General features: G+C 28.4%; 15 protein-coding genes. 6 read left to right on the top strand and 9 right to left on the bottom strand.

Going from position 1 to position 19,058, the window contains the following annotated elements; genetic code table 11:
• Positions 1-112: 112 nt before the first annotated feature.
• The 4 genes from abc-f to FAY47_RS14875 all read right to left on the bottom strand — a co-directional run bounded on the left by abc-f (position 113) and on the right by FAY47_RS14875 (position 4,713).
• Entirely contained in the window at positions 113-1,996 is a 1,884-nt protein-coding gene (gene abc-f / locus FAY47_RS14885) for a ribosomal protection-like ABC-F family protein (protein WP_143317696.1), read from the bottom strand.
• Positions 1,974-3,203, bottom strand: a complete 1,230-nt coding sequence (locus FAY47_RS14880; protein ID WP_143317695.1) for an MFS transporter — start codon at positions 3,201-3,203, stop codon at positions 1,974-1,976. Before FAY47_RS14880 ends, abc-f begins: the two co-directional genes overlap by 23 nt.
• Before the next feature lie 288 nt (positions 3,204-3,491).
• The gene (locus FAY47_RS20350; RefSeq protein WP_185966849.1) at positions 3,492-3,638 is read right to left on the bottom strand and encodes a hypothetical protein; all 147 of its coding nucleotides are present in this window, start codon (positions 3,636-3,638) and stop codon (positions 3,492-3,494) included.
• A gap of 88 nt (positions 3,639-3,726) precedes the next feature.
• Positions 3,727-4,713: an effector binding domain-containing protein gene (locus FAY47_RS14875; protein WP_143317694.1), complete on the bottom strand. Its 987-nt coding sequence runs from the start codon at positions 4,711-4,713 to the stop codon at positions 3,727-3,729.
• A 205-nt stretch (positions 4,714-4,918) separates the two neighbouring features.
• On the opposite strand from FAY47_RS14875, the gene FAY47_RS14870 reads away from it, so the two are divergent.
• On the top strand, positions 4,919-6,889 hold the full coding sequence (locus FAY47_RS14870; protein WP_143317693.1) for a methyl-accepting chemotaxis protein: 1,971 nt from the start codon (positions 4,919-4,921) through the stop codon (positions 6,887-6,889).
• 175 nt (positions 6,890-7,064) lie between these two features.
• Here the strand turns inward: FAY47_RS14870 and FAY47_RS14865 are convergent, their stop codons facing one another.
• On the bottom strand, positions 7,065-7,523 hold the full coding sequence (locus tag FAY47_RS14865; protein WP_143317692.1) for a hypothetical protein: 459 nt from the start codon (positions 7,521-7,523) through the stop codon (positions 7,065-7,067).
• A 313-nt stretch (positions 7,524-7,836) separates the two neighbouring features.
• Here FAY47_RS14865 and FAY47_RS14860 point away from each other — a divergent pair, with 313 nt between their 5' ends.
• Complete coding sequence (locus FAY47_RS14860) at positions 7,837-8,766, top strand: 2-oxo acid dehydrogenase subunit E2 (RefSeq protein WP_143317691.1); 930 nt, start codon at positions 7,837-7,839, stop codon at positions 8,764-8,766.
• A gap of 116 nt (positions 8,767-8,882) precedes the next feature.
• On the opposite strand, the gene FAY47_RS14855 is transcribed toward FAY47_RS14860, so the two are convergent.
• From FAY47_RS14855 to FAY47_RS14845, 3 genes are all read right to left on the bottom strand, one after another.
• Entirely contained in the window at positions 8,883-9,899 is a 1,017-nt protein-coding gene (locus tag FAY47_RS14855) for an NYN domain-containing protein (RefSeq protein WP_143317690.1), read from the bottom strand.
• Between the two features lie 231 nt (positions 9,900-10,130).
• Positions 10,131-10,727, bottom strand: coding sequence for an NAD(P)H-dependent oxidoreductase (locus FAY47_RS14850; RefSeq protein ID WP_143317689.1), 597 nt, complete (start codon positions 10,725-10,727; stop codon positions 10,131-10,133).
• 74 nt (positions 10,728-10,801) lie between these two features.
• Complete coding sequence (locus FAY47_RS14845; RefSeq protein ID WP_143317688.1) at positions 10,802-11,398, bottom strand: FMN-dependent NADH-azoreductase; 597 nt, start codon at positions 11,396-11,398, stop codon at positions 10,802-10,804.
• A 134-nt stretch (positions 11,399-11,532) separates the two neighbouring features.
• Here FAY47_RS14845 and FAY47_RS14840 point away from each other — a divergent pair, with 134 nt between their 5' ends.
• Positions 11,533-14,886, top strand: a complete 3,354-nt coding sequence (locus FAY47_RS14840) for an AAA family ATPase (protein WP_143317687.1) — start codon at positions 11,533-11,535, stop codon at positions 14,884-14,886.
• A gap of 18 nt (positions 14,887-14,904) precedes the next feature.
• On the opposite strand, the gene FAY47_RS14835 is transcribed toward FAY47_RS14840, so the two are convergent.
• Entirely contained in the window at positions 14,905-15,267 is a 363-nt protein-coding gene (locus FAY47_RS14835; RefSeq protein ID WP_143317686.1) for a DUF6075 family protein, read from the bottom strand.
• A gap of 242 nt (positions 15,268-15,509) precedes the next feature.
• Here FAY47_RS14835 and FAY47_RS14830 point away from each other — a divergent pair, with 242 nt between their 5' ends.
• The 3 genes from FAY47_RS14830 (at position 15,510) to FAY47_RS14820 (ending at position 19,028) form a co-directional block, all read left to right on the top strand.
• The gene (locus tag FAY47_RS14830) at positions 15,510-16,376 is read left to right on the top strand and encodes a carboxypeptidase-like regulatory domain-containing protein (protein ID WP_143317685.1); all 867 of its coding nucleotides are present in this window, start codon (positions 15,510-15,512) and stop codon (positions 16,374-16,376) included.
• A gap of 6 nt (positions 16,377-16,382) precedes the next feature.
• Positions 16,383-17,261: a carboxypeptidase-like regulatory domain-containing protein gene (locus FAY47_RS14825; protein ID WP_143317684.1), complete on the top strand. Its 879-nt coding sequence runs from the start codon at positions 16,383-16,385 to the stop codon at positions 17,259-17,261.
• Between the two features lie 213 nt (positions 17,262-17,474).
• The gene (locus tag FAY47_RS14820) at positions 17,475-19,028 is read left to right on the top strand and encodes a kelch repeat-containing protein (protein ID WP_143317683.1); all 1,554 of its coding nucleotides are present in this window, start codon (positions 17,475-17,477) and stop codon (positions 19,026-19,028) included.
• The last annotated feature ends 30 nt before the right edge of the window (positions 19,029-19,058 follow it).

The raw sequence follows: 19,058 nt of genomic DNA, 5'->3' as shown, positions 1-19,058 counted from the left end.
CTAATGAACCGCCGTATACCGAACGGTACGTACGGTGGTGTGAGAGGTCGGTAGATAAAATAATTATCTACCTCCTACTCGATTTCAAACTTTACAAAAATGTCTCTATATTTTATAAATAATCGAAGTACTCTTCCATTATCTTCTCTAATTTCTTTTCTAGTTCTAATTTTTCAGCATATAATATATTTAATTTTTCGTAGTCACTACAAAATCTGTTAATTTTCTCTTCTTTATCCTTTAAGCTTTCTTCTATAGATTCAATTTGTTTTTCTAAATTTTCTTTCTTCCACTGATTAACTTTCCCATTAACAGATTTAGATTGTTTTTCTTTCTTAACTATTTTTTCTTCCGTTTTGATTTGTGGCATATTTTTTAGCTCTAATGACTTTTCCTTATAATATTCATAATCTCCGTCATATGAAACTAAAACTCCTTGATATAACTCCACCACTCTTGTTGCTACTCTATTTATAAAATATCTATCATGAGATATGAATAATAATGTGCCATTAAATTCTTTCAAAAAACTTTCCAACTCTTCCCTTGAGTAAATATCCAAATGATTTGTAGGCTCGTCTAAAATCAAAAGATTCACTTCATTAAACATGAGGATAGCTAACTTTAACCTACTCCTTTCACCACCAGAGAGAGTTTTAACTTTTTTAAATACCACTTCCCCAAAAAACATATATTTTGCAAGATATTCTCTAGCTTTTCCTTCACTTATTACTATGTCCTCCCTAAAACACTCTAATATAGTTTTATTCTCATCTACAAAAGAAATATTTTGTGGCAAATATCCCAGTTTAATAGAACTTCCAAGAGTAGCATGTCCTGCATCTGCTTTTTCCATTTCTAATAAAATTTTTATCATAGTTGATTTCCCTGATCCGTTTTGCCCAATTAATGCTACTGCCTCGCCTTTTTTTATTAATAATTCAGCTTTATTAAACAGAACTTTTTTCCCAAAACTTTTACATAAATCCTTAACTATAACAACATCATTTCCCGATCTTTGTGAGGAATTATTGTTAATATTAATACTATCCCTCTCCATAACAGGTTTGTCTATTCTCTGTATTTTATCAAGCTGCTTCTGCATGCTTGCAGCCCTTCTAAAAAATTTATTATTATCAGCTCTAATAGCCCAGTCTCTAAGCTTAGTAATAGATTTTTCCATAGCTTTTATCTTTTTCTGCTGTTCTTGAAATGCATCCATTTGGAGCTTAAGTTGCTTTTCCTTTTCTACTTGATAAGCTGTGTAATTACCTTCATAAGTTTTTGATTTTTCATCTTCAATTTCAACTATTTTAGTTACTACATTATCTAAAAAATATCTATCATGAGATACTATTAATACTATCCCCTTGTATTCCTTAAGGTATCTCTCAAGCCATTCAATAGATTCTAAATCAAGGTGATTTGACGGTTCATCTAGTAGCAAAATATCAGGATTTTGAAGCAATATTTTCCCTAGTATTATAGTAGTTTTTTCTCCCCCGCTAAGATCTGAAAATAAACTTTCTTTCATTTCATCATTTATTTTAAGTCCAGTACATACTTTACTTAACTTTTCCTCTTTTTCATATCCACCTAAACTTTCATAAGTAACCTGTAAATCAGAAAGTTTTCTTAGCAACTTATCTATATTAGATTGATTATCACTTGAAAGTTCTCTTTCTAAAAGTTCTAACTCTTTACCTAATAAATCAACCTCTTCAAAAGCTGTATTTAATACATCAATTACTTTATATCTATCTGGATAAACTGGCACCTGTTCAAGATAACCTAGAGTTGCTCCTTTTTTAATAGAAACACTACCATTTTCATAGTCTTCCTTCCCCATAATTATTTTTAAAAGTGTACTTTTTCCACAACCGTTTTCTCCCACAATTCCTACCTTTTCAGAAGTTTGTACCTCAAAATTAATGTCTTCTAAAACTATTGTGCCACCATAATATTTTTGCAACTTATTTAACGCTAATTCTATCATCACTGATTCCTCCAATTATTTCTCTATTCTTATTTTTCTTTAATTTTTGCATTATGAATAACATTATGGGAACATATATAATTGCCATAACTCCAAAAGTTACTGAAAAACCTATCTTTTCTACTACTAACCCAAAGAAAGGGAATACCGAAATCATAAAGAAACTGAAACATAAACTATCAAAAGATAATATAGTTGCCCTATACTCTGATGGTATCCTCTTATTTATATAGTCACTAAATATCGTATAACCTAACCCTTCTGTAATTGATGTTACAAAAAAGAATAGTATAGATAACTTCTCTATAAAGGCTAAACCAATTAATGCCACTATATTTATTGCAGCAATGCTAATTAAGGTCCCCCTCAATTTAAATAATTTCTCAAACTTATATGCGTATTTTGAACTCATAGCTTCAATAGCCCTGCTTAAAGCACATATTATTGCAATTATGGTGCTAGAATAGTTCATATTTGAGAAAAACTTTTGGCTGTAAAAATATACTGTTGTTTGAAGACTTCCTACTAAAGCAGAAAATAAAATTAAGTAAAGTACCATTTTTCTTACTTTAAGCACCTTTATACTAGTTTTTAACTGATATATAATTTTATTTTCTTGGCATTTTTCTTCATTTTTATTAGTAGGCGGTTCATTAAATCGAAAAGATGATACTAATGCTACTATTTGTATAGCTGTACCTACTATATATGCGTATAAGAAATTTAAATCTGCTAATATTCCTCCAATAAGAACTGCCATCCCTTGTGCCATTGACATAAAAAAGGAAATGCTCCCCCATATCTTTTTGTATTTTTCCTCTTCTCCAAGTTCTTTTAAACTATCAAAAATCAATGCTTCAGCTGCTCCTGAATTAAGATTACCTGATGCAGCACTTAAAATAAATGCAACAGAAAAGCCTAACATATTATTAGATGTAATCATAAAAATACAAGAAATAACACTTATTACCCTTCCAAGTATTACACTAAACCTTTTCCCATAAATATCTGCAATAGCTCCTGTAGGTAATTCAAACAATAGTCCTGTAATATGATAAATAGATTCTATTACTCCTATTTCAACTAAAGACATCCCTTTAAAGCTTAGATATAAAACCCAAATAGCTGATGTTATATCTAACTGCATTAAAAAATTATATATATAACTTACTGATATATTTACTCTCAAATTATTATTTGTACTCATAGTTAACTCCTCAAATGAATTTTAAATTTTGACAAATAAAAATAAGCCTTTGTCTACTTCTCTTTAGTAGAGAAATTAAACAATTAAGGCTTACGAGAAAAGTTATCCAATTTAAAGGTCCACATTTCACAGACACAGTTATTAATTTAACTACTGTATTTTATGAAGTGTTTCCTATATAAGCACAAAATAAAAGACTCAATGCATAAAGCCTTGAGTCTTAAAATCTAATTATATCAGCAATTGTAATTCATTATATGAATACACTGCTAAACTCTAGATGTAGAATCATGGATTTATACAATAGTTAGTACTTATTCTAAAAATGGACGCACTTATCCCGTTAACACCTAAAATTGCTGTTTTTGTAACTGAGCTACTAAAAGTCCAACGTTTATTTAAAGTAAAATTAACAGTACTAACTATATTTCTCATGATCTACCCTCCTTTAATAATAATTAGGTTCATTATACATTATATTTCCATGACATGCAATAATTTACCTAAAATTAAAAATTATCTACTAACCTTTCCTCTTTATTGGAAACAATAAATCTATCTGTTGTTCATCACTTTTTGGCCACTTAGAATTCACATAATATACATAATTCAAATGTTCTTCAAGTAATCCACCCATTTTCTCACCATTATCCTTAAGACAATTTGCTTCATACTTAGAATTATCTTTATAGACCCAATTACTTAACCATTCCCATTCGTGAAAATTACCGAAACTTATCATATGCGCTGCATATAAACCTCCATTTAAATGCTTTTTCTCAAGTGGCTTAGGCACCTCCATATTCTCTGGAATAGTAACCCAAAATTCATATCCATAATATACTTCATTTTTAGTTGGACATGGATTATTAAATCCAAATACACGAGCATCTGATTTTATACTATATAAATCACTCTCTTTTATAAACTTTTTTAATTGTTCACCTGCATTATCTTCTGGATTTTCTCCAATATAGTGACTTGATGCAACTGTGAATGATGGTAAATGAATAATCCTAACATCTTTAAGAATCTCTAAAGTTTTTGCTGCTTTGTTTAAATATTCCAATGACTTTTCCTCCTTAAAAATAAAATTTGATAAGGATAAGGAGTCAATCATATTAAGTACGGAATTATCCTTTAATACATCTAAGTTAATTTGAATATTTTGACTTTCTTCAATTTTTTCAATAAGATCATTTAATATTTCCTTTATAACTAAAAGGGAATTTATTTTATCTGTCAACTCATTAGCATTTTTCTTAAATATTTCAATAGTATTAATAATATTCTCATTATTTAAAATGCTAGAGATTTCTTTTAGGGAAATATTCAATTTTCTTAAAATTATTATTTGCTGCAATCGTAGAATTGCCTTTTCTTCGTACACTCTATAAGCGTAACCCTCTTTTTTAGTACTTTTTAAAAGCCCTATTTCTTCATAATATCTAAGTGTTCTAGTAGACACGTTAAAATTTTTTGATACTTCACTAATTGTTATAAGTTCCATACTTACCCTCCATCCTTATTATAAAGTATAAAGTAGTACACGGCGTCAAGGTCAACACTATTTTCCAAAAAAACTTTTCAATCTATCTCCAACACTGTTAATAACTTATTATAAATAAATATCCTTATTTTATAAAGAGAAGTCAATTTAGGTCGATTATTATATATAAGGGTAATTATACTTATTGATTAAGGGAGGTACATATATGAACATTAGAAAAAAGCTAACATTAATTCTATTGTTAGCAAGTTCTTTACCATTAGCAATTTTTATTTCTATTAGTTTTTCTTTTTCTCAAAATAGTTCAACAGAAAACGCTATGGCAGAGAATTTAAAAAAAGCAGAAATAGTCCAAGCAGAAATAAAAAACTTAGCAAATGAAAATCTCACAGGAATTAGAGTTTTATCAAAAAATCCACTTATTCGTACAATGGATTCTGAAAAGATCAAACCAATTCTTGTTGAAGCAAAAAATGTTTATCCAAATATATCTAGCATTGTTGTTTCCAAAGTAGATGGAAATCAACTTGTAAGATCTGATAACGAGGCAACTTCCAATATCTCTGATCGTAGCTTTTTCAAATCAGCTATTAAAGGTGACGAAGAAGTTATTTCAGAAATTCTTATAGCTAAAAATACTGGAAAGCCTATCACCGTTTTAGCCACACCAATAATGGATAAAGAAAATGGAAATATCACAGGCGTAATACAAGGAACAATTAATCTTACAAACTTAGATAACTTTGTAAAAAATCTTTCTACTGATAATGTTACTGTTTATGTTTTAGATAAAGAAGGAAAAATGTTAGCTCATCCTACAGAAACATTTAAAACATTAGATGAACGTAAAGACTTAAGCAATTATGAATACGTGAAAAATGGTTTATCTGGAAATAGTGGATCTGAAGAAATACTAGTAGATGGTGAAAAAAAGCTTATAAGCTTTGTTCAAGACAAGAAAACTGGTTGGTTAGTATGTGCAGAAATCTCTAAAAAAGTAGCTATTGAAAAAAGTGTACAATCATCTATTTTAACAGCTGCAATCGGACTAATCATATTAGTAATTGTTTGTGCTATTGTATTTATTTTATCAGGCCGTTCAGTAGCTCCAATTAAATTGCTTTTATCTGCCGCTAATAATGTTGCAGACGGAAACTTAAATATAAATAAACTTGATATATCTTCAAAGGATGAAATAGGTGAATTGAGTAAAGCCTTTGAAAAGATGGTAAGCAATCTGAATGAAATGGTAAATAGTATAAAAAGTTATTCTTCAAATGTTTCAGAAGCTTCTACTGAAATGATAAGTGTTTGTGAACAGCAAGCTATGGCATCTACAAGCACAGCTGAAAATTCTAATGAAATAGCAGACGGAACAGAGCAAGTTAACCTAAGCATAAATAAGATAAGTTCAAATATGAGGAACCTAGATAATGCTGTGGATGATATAAATAAGAAATCCACTGCTGTATCAAGTGCAGTAAAGGATGCTTCTAATTATTCAGAGATGGGAAGCAAGGCTTTAGTTAAGGTAAATTCTAGCATTGATGGTATACAAAGCTCAGTAAACGAAACTGCACTTGTAATAGGCAAATTGAATGAACACACAAAAGCAATTGGCCAAATTACTGAAGTAATTAAAGGAATATCAGAACAGACTAACCTTTTAGCGTTAAATGCTGCCATCGAAGCAGCCCGTGCTGGAGAACAAGGAAAAGGCTTTGCAGTTGTTGCGGATGAAGTTCGTAAGCTAGCTGAACAATCTGGTGAAGCAGCTGGACAAGTTAGTGAAATAATTGATGGAATTCAAAAAGAAACAGAGAATGTAACTGTGGTAATGAATAAAGGAATAGATGATGTTAAAGGTGGATCAAAAGTTATAAAAGAAACTAATGAATATTTTGAACAAATCTTTAAAGCTATTCAAAATATATCAACTAATATGGAAGAAGTAACAGTTTCTATAACTTCCGTGGCTAAAGAAGAAGAAGCTATCTCTAATAACTTAGATGCTATGGTTAGCCTTTCAGAAAAAGTAAATGGTGAAATTCAAGGAATATCTGCTGCTACTGAAGAACAAGTAGCTTCCATTGAAGAAATGACGGCATCAGCACAAGGTCTTGGAGAAATGGCAGTAAATCTAAAATCACTAATCAATAAATTCAAAACTGAATAGCAAATTTATTTTCTAATTTTGGACTATAGATAATATCTATAGTCCACTTTTTTGTAAATACAGTATATATAAATTATTTTTTAAAAAGCACAGAAATCTTTTTAAAGCTTGATTTCTATGCTTATAGTACAAATTTATACTAATATAAAAATATGAAAGAAAAGTCTTTAAGTTATTACTTATACTTTAAACTGTTATATCTTTCATTTGGATTTTCCACTACAGATGAAACGTTTTCAATGATGACCCAATCTTCCATAGTTTTCTGGTATTTAAATTTTAAATGCATTTCCACTTTTTCAACATCTTCTATCTCAACTAAGCAAATATAGTTTTTACCAACCCAACGTTGAACTTGAAGTTCAGATAAATCCAACTTACTCATATTTTCACTTATTAGTTTTTTCGATTCATCTTCTGTAATTTTTTCAGAATTAAATACACTTTTTACAGTAGCCTTTCCTTCAATTAAACCATATCCTCTATTTTTTATAAAGTAAAGAGTTTCTCCCTCGAATACTCTTCCATACGGTAACTTTCTATCTGCTGCCCCTCTAATAATCATTGTCTTTGTACCACTTAAAATTTTTTCTAAAACTTTTGATTTTCCATTACAATATACTAAATGATCCATCTCTATACCTCCTTAAATAATACTTTATTTTACACCATATTGTAATTATATCACAAAAAGGTATTTTAATTCCTATTCTTTGTGAATTCTACTTTATTAAGTGCACTAAATTTACAATTAAATCTACTCTCGTTAAAATTTATGTTTAACCTTCCTATTTTAGGATTATCTTTTTTACTTAAATAATATCTTTTTATTAAAGTCAGTTTGAATTTTATACTTATTAGATACTTCTATTACTTTAAATGTTGCATAAAATTATACAAATTAATCTTTATTATAGTTATAAATATAAGTTACAGGGAGAAAAATTATGAACTATAAAAACATAAAAATAAAAGCTACAAAAAAATTTGATCTACAAAGAAAGGTAGTATCACATATGACATCAACCTCTTGGAAAACCGTTCCACATGTTACTTATATCTATGAGCCTGACATAACCAATTTTTACGAAGAATTTTTAAAACTGAGTAAAAACAAAATAAAATCAAATCATAAAATTACCTTCAACACAATAATGATTAAAACTATTATAGAAGGTCTGCTATTAGCCCCTGATTTAAATTCTTATGTAGAATATAATTCTAAGAAATCTGAAGGAACTCTTTATATTTTAGATGCGATTAACATAGCTATTCCTTGGCTCCTCCCTGATGAAAAAATGATAACACCAACCATATTAAATACTGAAAAAATGTCCTTAAATGATATCTCCAACTCTATTCTTAGCTTATCAAAAAAAATTAAAAATACAAATATAAATGAAATGTTATATAAAGCAGCTTGCACTGATACCATCAATGAAATAAGGAAACTGAACTTTAGTATTTTAGGACGTATTTTATCTTCAAAATTTAGTCAACATAAAGCTAGTTGTCTTAAAGGATTAGAAAAACAAAACTATTACAATATTCCAGAGAAAGATCGTTTAACAGAAAAAAATATTTTATCTGCTACAGTGACAGTATCCAATATAGGTTCTTTATATAAAGAACAAAAAGGATTTTTTTCTTTACTGGAAATTATACCGCCACAAGTGTTTGCTATTGGAATAAGTTCTATTCAAGAAAAAGCAGGAATATTTACAAAAGAAAATGGCATTAAAGAAATTGGTATAAGAAAAACTCTCCCAATGTGCCTTGCCTTTGACCATAGAGCTCTTGATTTTAACTCTATTATTCCTTTTATAAAGACACTTGATAAGATATTTACAAAACCCAATATTATTCATAGATGGTAATTTTGTATTTTAAAGAGTTCATGTTAAACCTTATTACTTACTTTTATTCTACAATTTCTATATAAAAACTAAGATTCTCCAATAAAGTAAAGCCAAGAATCACTCTTGACTTTACCTTATTTCTTCAAAACATTTTTTAGCAAAGTGACAGTTTTAGCACACCCGTTTCTTCCTTTACTTTTTATAGTTACCTCATTTAATTCATTTATTAACTTTGAAAACTTTGAATAACCATAATTTCTGACATTAAAATTCGGATAATTTTCAACTAATTTTTGATTTAGTTCTCCCATATTAATGCCTTTCTCTCCATTTTCTTTTATAATCTTAATAACTGTATTTTCAATTGTTTTTAAATTCACATCATTTGTTTTTACTCGTACAGTTAAATTATTCAGTTCTGTTTCTAAATCTAATGAATTAAAACTTGTTATAAATTTTGATAATTTGCTATAACCATAATTTCTAACATCAAAATCAGGATATCTTTTAACAAGTCTACTTCCTAACTCTCCCATATCCATTCCTTTTAATTCATTTCCATTTTCCGTTATAATCTTAATTATTGATTCTTCTATAATTTTAATATCAGTCATAGTCTTAGCTTCTTTAGCTTTTATTTCAAGTTTATTGTTTTCATCTTTTTCTTTATCTTCTTTAGATTTTACAGCACTATTTTCTATAGTATCTTGTTCTTCAACTTCTGATAATATATCAAGATATTTAAATATATTACAAGCTACACTAAAAGGTTTTGGCGTTTTTTCTTCACCCATTCCAATTACTATCATTCCTGATTCTCTAAGCCGTACTGCAAGTTTTGTAAAATCACTGTCACTTGATACAATGCAAAAACCTTCTACACTATTAGAATATAGTATATCCATAGCATCAATTATCATAGCCGAATCTGTAGCATTTTTCCCTGTAGTATAGCTATATTGTTGAATTGGAGAGATTGAATTTTCAAGTAACACCTCTTTCCATCCTGCTGCGTTTTTACTTGTCCAATCCCCATAAATTCTCTTATATGTTGCTATCCCATAATTAGATATTTCATCTAATATATTTTTAATATATTTTGAGGAAACATTATCAGCATCTATTAATACTGCAAATCTTTTTTCTTCCATAGCCCCTACCCCTTTACTTATATAGCACTATTATTCACTAAACATATATTACACATTGTTTTAAGTATATCATAGAATATACTCTCTTACAAAATTAGGATAAACATATATCATTAACCTATCATTCAGAAATATATTCTAATTTAATCTTTGCAAATTTAGTTACTGAAACATTTACTTAGTTAAACTTAAGGAAAGAAAAATTACTTTCCTTAAGTCATGTATTCTTCATTAAAAGCTTTGAGCAATAATTCTAGCCTTATCAATTCCTTCATTAACATTCTTCTCAACATCTACTCCTAAAATATCTAAATTTTCAGCAGCTATTGTCTGTATATCCTCAATTCCAAAGAAGCTTAGTATTGTTCTAATATATCTGTCTCCCATTTCATAATTTGTATTATTGTATCCCCCACCTCTTGTAGTTATATGTACAGCTTTTTTATTTTTTAAAAGTCCCACTGGTCCATCTTCTGTATATTTAAAAGTTATACCTACAACACTTATGTAATCTATATAAGCTTTTAAAATTGCTGGAATACTCAAATTCCACATTGGTGCTGCTATTACATACTTGTCTGCTCCTGCAAATTCATATGCAAAACTTAAAATAGGTTTCTTGTTACTCTCTTCATCTTTAGATTCAAAAATTTCTTTTAGTTCAATTGGTTTTAAAAACTCAATCTTTTCCTTATACAAATCTAATGTAGTTATTTCATCATCAGGATTATTTTTTTTATATTCTTTCATAAAACAATCTGATACTCTAAAAGTTCTCGATTCCCCACTTTCTTTTATATTGGCTTTTATATATAATACCTTGCTCATCTTTTCATCTCCTTGTATATTTTGTTCTAAATGTGAATTAAGGAAAGCCAAAATGACTTTCCTTAAAATATAAATTAAAAGTTTTGTACAATTTTTTTAGCTTTTTCTTTTCCCTCATTTACTTTTCCTTCAACATCTGCTCCTACTATATCAAGATTTTCAATTGCTATTGTCTCTATATCTTGAATTCCAAAGAAGCCCAATATCGTCCTTAAATATCTATCCCCCATTTCATATGGAGCATTACCATACTCACCGCCTCTTGCTACTATATGTGCAGCTTTTTTATTTTTTAAAAGTCCTACTGGTCCATTTTCTGTATATTTAAAAGTTATACCTACAATACTTATATAATCAATATAAGCTTTTAATATTGCTGGAAAACTTAGATTCCACATTGGCGCTGCTATTACATATTTATCAGCTTCCGCAAACTGATATGCATATTTTAAAATAGGATCACTTTTACTATTTTCATCTTTAGGTCCAAAAATTTTAGTCAAATCATCTGGTTTCAAAAAGTTAATATTTTCGGTATATAAATCTAAAGTTATTACTTCATCACTAGGGTTATTTTTCTTATACTCTTCTATAAAACTATCTGACACTTTAAAAGTTCTTGATTCACCATTTGCTTTAACGTTTGCTTTTATATATAATATCTTGCTCATTATTCCATCTCCTCTATATAATCCATTAGTTAAAAATATTTTATGTCTCTTTATAAATTAATATGCACAAATGAATATTAGTGTTTTTTTTATACAAACTAAGAAAGTAATATATATACAGCGAGGATTTATTAATGAATAATAATATAGAAGTTAAAATATCAAATATAGAAAAAATTTTAAATAATGAATTAATAGGACAACATGATTACTTAAGTGAGTTATGTAAATATTTCTTTATAAAGCTCAATGACAACCTTAAGGGCTCTCTCTTAATTCTAGGAGAAAAGAACACTGCAAAAAAGACTAGTATTAGGTTACTTTTTGAAAATTTAAAAGTCGAAAACCTAGTTGAAAATGAAAATATTGATGAGTTAGATTTATCCTCATATGACTTCAATCTAGGTTACAATGCCTTTATCACTGATCTGTACGAAAAATTAAATAACCATAGAGAATGTTTATTATTTAAAAATCTTGAAAAAGCTACAGAAGAAATCTCAGAAGTCTTACTTAATATATACCCTAATACCTGTATTCTATTAAATGATGAATATGTAATTAAAAATAAATTTTTAATAAAAGCTAATTTGCAAGACAAGGATAAAATAAATCATTTTATATGCCATAATAAATTCTTTGTATTCGTATCAAATGATAAAGATAGTGAAATAAGCAAAAAATTTTCAAATAAAGTTGACCAGGTATTGATAACAAGAGACTTAGATTCAGCAGAAAATTACGAAGTAATAAAAATTGGACTATTTAAAAACTTAAATAAGCTTGAAAATAATTTTAATATTGACATATCTTTAGGTCTACCTGAAGAAGAAAATATTCTCTTGAAATTTTTACAAGCTGATTATACTAATGATAGTAGTTTTGGAATAGACAAATACATAAAATATAAAATCTATCATCCTATAAACAATTTGTTTTTTGAAAATCAGGTCAACACTAAATCAACACTTCATTTATATGTAGAACATAACAAAATATTTTGCAAAACAGAAGATGGTCTTTATAATTTAACTCATTATTCAACCCCAACATTTGATGAAGTATGTTATAAACTTAATTCAACTACCGGAATGAATCAATTAAAAGAATTTCTTCATAACATACATAATAATATAAAAGTTCAAAAAATTAGAGAAAAGCTTGGCATGAGAACCGCTAGAATTTCTATGAATATGATTTTTACAGGTAATGCTGGTACTGGAAAAACCAATGCTGCTAAAATAACATTTGAATTTTTAAGTACCTTAGGTGTTTTGAAAAAAAGAATCTTCAAAGAAGTTAGCAAAGCTGATTTTTTCTCAGAAAATAATATTGATATAGCAAAAAGAACTAATGACATAATATATTCAGCTTTAGGTGGTGTTTTATTTATAGATGAAGCTTATTCTCTTTGCAAAGGCGAAGATGATAAAATAGGTATTGAAATAGTAGATGCTTTACTTAAAGGTGTTGAAGATAATAAAGATAACATTGTAGTTATCCTAGCTGGCTATGAAAATGATATGGAATATTTTTTAAGTCTTAATCAAGGATTAAAATCAAGATTTCCAAATAAAATCCATTTTGAAGATTACACTCCAGCTGAGATGTATGAATTATCCGTAAAAATTGCAAAATCTAAAGGTTATAGAATTGCTAGAAATGTTAAAAATGGCTTAATTGATCTTTTTACTCGAAATCAAATTGCAGGTAAAAATGACTTAGGAAATGCTCGATTTGTAAGAAATATAATAGAAAATGCTATTCTTGATGCTTCAAAAAAATATCTCATTGACAATAATAAAGAAATTGATCTATTAGAAAGAGATGACTTTAACTTTAGACGTAATGCAAAATTTGATTTAGAAGAAAAGTTAAAAAATATTATTGGATTAGAAGAAGTAAAAAATATTATTAAAAGCCAATATAAACTTATAGTAGCTGAAGAAAAAAGGAAATCAGTTGGAGTAATAACTAAGGTACAGCAAAACTTAAATATGGTTTTTATAGGCAATCCAGGTACAGGAAAAACAAGTATTGCAAGACTTGTTGCCGAAATGCTAAATAGTATTGGTCTTTTAAAAGTTGGTCAGTTAGTAGAAACAGATAGATCTAGTTTTATTTCAGAAATTCCAGGTGAAACTGCCAAAAAGACGGAGAAGAAATTTAAAGAAGCCATTGGCGGAATTCTTTTCATTGATGAAGCCTATACACTAGCAAATGATTCCTTAGGCATTGAGGCAATTGAAACTTTACTAAAACTAATTGAAGATCACTCAAAAGATGTAATAGTTATTTTAGCTGGATATGAAAAGGAAATGGAGGACTTTTTCGATGTGAACATAGGGTTAAGATCAAGATTTCCTCTATGGACTAACTTTAAAGATTATAACCCTAGTGAACTTTTCGAAATGTCTATTAGATTAATTGAATCACAAGGATTTAAGTTATCTAAAAATGCTTATGGTACTCTTAAAAAAAGCTTTGAAGAAATTTACGAAAATGCTGATTCTCAGTCTGGAAATGGCAGAATGGTTAGAAATTATATTGAAAATATTATAAGAAATCAAAGTATAAGAATTGCTGAAGAGGATATTAGTGTTTATGAAATGAACTTGATAACTTCAAAAGATATAGAATCAATTCAATCTATTTCTATAGACAATAAATTCAACTTAGATGATAGATTAAAAGATGTAAGATTAAAGGAAGAAGCGAAAAAATTTTTAAGGTGCCAATATTCTTTAATAAAAGTTGAAGCCAAAAGAAGAAAAGCTGGTATTCGCACAGATATTACAAGAAATTTGAATATGATCATAACTGGAGAAATTGGTACCGGTAAAAAGGAATTTTTAAACCTGCTTTCAGAAATGTATTATAGTCAAGGTATAGTAAAAGCTAAAAGTATTTTTGAAATAAACGGCTTTGAAATAATTTCAGAAATCAATAAAGGATCTAAACTAGAAGATATTTTAAATAAATTTTTAGGAAAAATATTATTTATATACTGCCTTGATGTAGTTCTAAATGATTCAAGATACGACGAAATATTTATATCATTTTTAAATTTTATCGAAAAAAGCAAAAATAAAGTTGTATTAGTTCTTGGATGCTCTAAGTTAGATTACAAAAAACTTATGTTAAACAATCCATATATTAATATGCGCTTTCCAGTATGGTTAGATTTTGAAAACTATAATAAAGAAGAACTTTTAAATCTTGCTATCCACTTATTAAATACTAAAGAATTCACTCTAGAAGACGGTGCTTATGATTCCCTAAAGGATTTAATAAATGAGGTCTATGCCAGTGAGAACTTAATTCTAAAAAACAACTTATTGATTGAAAGTTTAGTGGACATTTTAATTAGAAATCAAAGTATAAGAATTTATAAAAGCACTATGCCTCAAAAAGACATTAGTATAATAAATATAAACGATATAAATAATACCAAAGAAGATTTCCTAAAAAAGAACTTTTTAAAATAAGAGCAGCAGCTTTACATTTTAAGCTGCTGTCCAAATTATATTAATTGCATTAATAACAATATCTCTATCCTGTCTATCAATCTTTTGCACTATGCTGAACACATCTGTTTCATCATCCTTGTAACTATTAAATAGATTAAAAGCTAATAGAACTAATGCTCTATTTCCCTTTCCCTTAACTAATTTAAATCCTTCTTCTTTTATATTCTGGTTACTAAGATCAAATAATAATTTTCTATTATCCCATAAATTTTCCTTAGCACATATTATATATAATGCAGCTACCTTATTCTTTTCCAAAACACCTTCTCCTATTACTCCCATTTCCTTAAGTATTTTACTATACCTATCTTTAGTTTCCCTTGATATTAATTTTAACATTTAACCATCCTCTCTAAATTAAGTATTATTTTTAAGTCTCTAACGCTACCTTTAAGTATTGTCCATTTTTGAAATTTTATACTCTCCTAGATTTAATTTCACATTTAAAACAACATATTAATACATATTTCTTAATTTAATTAACAAATATCACTTTCATTGCATAAGCTATATTGTGATTAATAGACAAATCAACAAAATTTAAAATAGAATCTTAAGATTAAGAAAGAAGGAGAAAAGAAATGCCTTTCGTTAATTTATATGATATTGGATATAGTGATCCATTTGTTATTACAGGCAGAGAAGAAAAAACTGAAAATTTAAATTTAACTACTAATGAAGCATTAACTACTGGAACTTTAGAAGGACAAGTAACCTCAGGTGGCACAGGAGTTGCTGGCGCTACCGTTAAATTATTTGATGCAAATAATGAGCCTTTTGAACACACAACTACAGATCAAAACGGAAATTATTCTTTTGAAAATGTGCCAGCAGGCTCATATAGTGTTGTTGCAGTTGCCCCTGGATTTCTTTTATCAAACTCCATACCTGTAACTATTCAAGATGATGAAACTACTACTATAAATATTCCTTTAGAAACAAATCCAAATGCAAACTTGGGAACTGTCTATGGAATAATAACTTCTAGCGTTGGTAATACCCCTATAGAAAATGCAACTGTAACTTTAACAACTGTTCCTCAACCAGGAGAAACACCTACAACAATTGCAACAGCTACCACAAACGATAGAGGTCAATTCTTTTTCGTAAATATACCACCTGACAGCTATATTGTTTCGGCATCAAGAACTGGCTTTAATCCTAATCAAAGTGGAACTCTAAATGTTGCAGCAAATGCTTTTGTAACCAGTAATTTAATACTAACACCTAATACTCAAAATAATACTGGTACAGTAAGTGGAGTTATTACTGACGAGGATACAAATCAACCTATTGCTAACGCAAATGTAGCATTATATTCTATTACAGGTGGAACTGAAAGGATTATAGCTATTACTCAAACTAATATTTCCGGTAGATATCTATTTGCAAATGTAGCTCCTGGAAATTATCGTGTAAAAGCTACTGTACAGGAAACTCAAGGTTAACAATAAATGTTAATAGAAGATAAATATATTCTTAAAGATAGTAATCCTTTTAAGATGCAGCCTTATGAAGAAGCTACTATTAATCTTGAACTAGAAAAAAATCCTCCCTGTTATAGCACTCTTCTAACAGGGAGAGTTTTTGACAGGGATTCCCCAATTTCAAATGCAACAGTTGCAGTTTTTGATAGAAACCTAAATCCTCTATTTCATACGACTACTAATGAAGAAGGTATTTATAATTTCATTAATGTATTAAATCCTGGTGAATATAAAGTAGTTGCATCTGCAAAATATTATTCTACTTCAACAGCAAAATGTATTGTTTTAAGACCTAACGATGTTTATGAACTATCATTTTCTCTTAAAACAAACTCTGCTTTATTAAATGGATTAGTATATGGGAAAATCCTAATGGAAGGTAGAAATATGGCAATTCCAGATGCAATTATCAATTTAAAATCATCTGATGATCCTAATAAAATTATTTACAGAACAACTTCTAATAATAATGGACAATATATTATATATGATATTTTACCTTATAAATATATTATGGAAGTAAAAAAAGTTGGATATCTTCCATTTAACCCTATTGAATTGACTGTTGAAACTTATAAATTCATTCCTTTAAACGTTAACCTAATAAGGGATTCTAGCAATTCAACTGGTACTATCAGTGGAACAATTCTATCTCATAAAGTACCTGTTTCAAATACTGCAGTTTTTCTATACAGTTTAAATGCTAGAGGTAATGAAACAATAGTCCAGGTTCAAGTAACTAATAAATATGGAGTATATTTATTTTCTGATGTATCAAATGGCTCCTATATGGTTAAGTGCAAATTACAAAATGGTGAAGATTTTCAAAGAAATATTACAATATAATTTTGTATTAAAAATGGTCTGTGTAATCCTAATCTTTAGGTTAAAGCACAGGCTATTTTTTAACTTACAATATTTTTCAAAAATAAGTTCCTCACTTCTATTTTCACCAAAACCATATTCGATGATATATGTACTATATTGTATTTACTTCTTTATTTTGACATAATATATATATTATTATAATAATATATATATTATGATTGGAGGATATAAATGAGAAATAAAGTAAAAGTGATTTCTATTTGTATATTATTGTTTTTTTTAGGAATCTCAAATATTAATGCATCTGCTGTTAATTCAGAACCGTTATCTAGCACTTGGACTACTCTAGGAAATATGTCCGATGCAAAGCAATACCATACTACTGTTGTACTAAATGACAAAATTTACACAATTGGAGGCTATACCTCAAAGATAGCACTATCAACTCTAGAAGAATTTGATCCAAGTACTAATACTTGTAAAAAATTAGCTAGCATGAAAGAAACTAGATATAATCACACTTCTGTTACCTTAAAAGGTAAAATATATGCATTGGGTGGAGAGCATTCTGGTGAAGTTTTATCATCCGCTGAAGTTTTTGACCCAGCTACAAATACATGGACTTCTTTACCTAATATGAACGATGCTAGAAAATATGCAACTTCAGTGGTATTAGATGACAAAATATATGTAATTGGTGGTTCTAATGCTGGTGGAAAATTATCATCTATTGAAGTTTTTGATCCAAGTACTAATACTTGGTCTAAACTTGCAAATATGAATAACGCCAGATATTATCATACTTCAGTTGTACTAGATGGCAAAATTTATATTATTGGCGGATTTGGCTCAAATGGCTATCTCTCATCCGTTGAAGTTTTTAATCCAAACACTAATACTTGTTCTACAACAACAAATATGAATAGTGCTAGATATCAACATACTTCAACAATCCTAGAAGGGAAAATTTATTCAATTGGTGGATGTAACGAAAAAGGAAATTTATCTTCCATTGAGGTTTTTGACCCAAATAACAATACCTGGTCAACACTTGCGAACATGAATAATGCTAGACGTCTTCATACTGCAAATTTGTTAAATGGAAAAATATACGCCATAGGGGGATGTAGTAAAAGTCCATTGTCTTCTACAGAAGTTTTTGATCCTATCACTAATACATGGACAATGCTTTCAAATATGAATACAGACAGATACATTCATACTTCCGTTGTTGTAAATAACAGAATATATACTATTGGCGGACGTAGTTCAAAAGGGACATTATCGTCTATTGAATCTTATCAGGAAAATTCAATTAAACTTGATAAAACTTCTATTTCAATAGAAGTTAGTGGAACTTCAAAAATTATAGCTACTACTAACCCATCTGATAATCTAGTAAGTTGGACATCAAGTGATAAAACTGTTGCTGAAGTTGACTCATCAGGTAATATAACTGGTATTAAAGCTGGTTCAGCAATTATAACTGCTACCACAAAAGATGGAGCTAAAGCAACTTGTAGCGTAACTGTAACAGAAAAAACTATACCTGATGATCCAAATAAAGATACAGTATTACTAACTTTGAATTTATCAAATGATACAACAAAAGAATATCGCTTGACTAAAGATGATTTAAATGCATTTTTAAACTGGTATGATTTAAAATCTAAAGGGCAAGGCAAAGCTTATTATGTATTTTTAAACAAACCTAATGATAATACTTCGCTGCCAACTAAAGATTACATACCATTTGTAAAAATAAAATCTTACATAACTGAGTAATACTTTCTATTTTTATGTTGTTTATCTTTA

The sequence above is a fragment of the Clostridium sp. HBUAS56017 genome (genome assembly GCF_007115085.1).
Taxonomy (GTDB): domain Bacteria; phylum Bacillota; class Clostridia; order Clostridiales; family Clostridiaceae; genus Clostridium; species Clostridium cibarium.
This window is presented reverse-complemented; position numbering and strand designations above follow the sequence as displayed.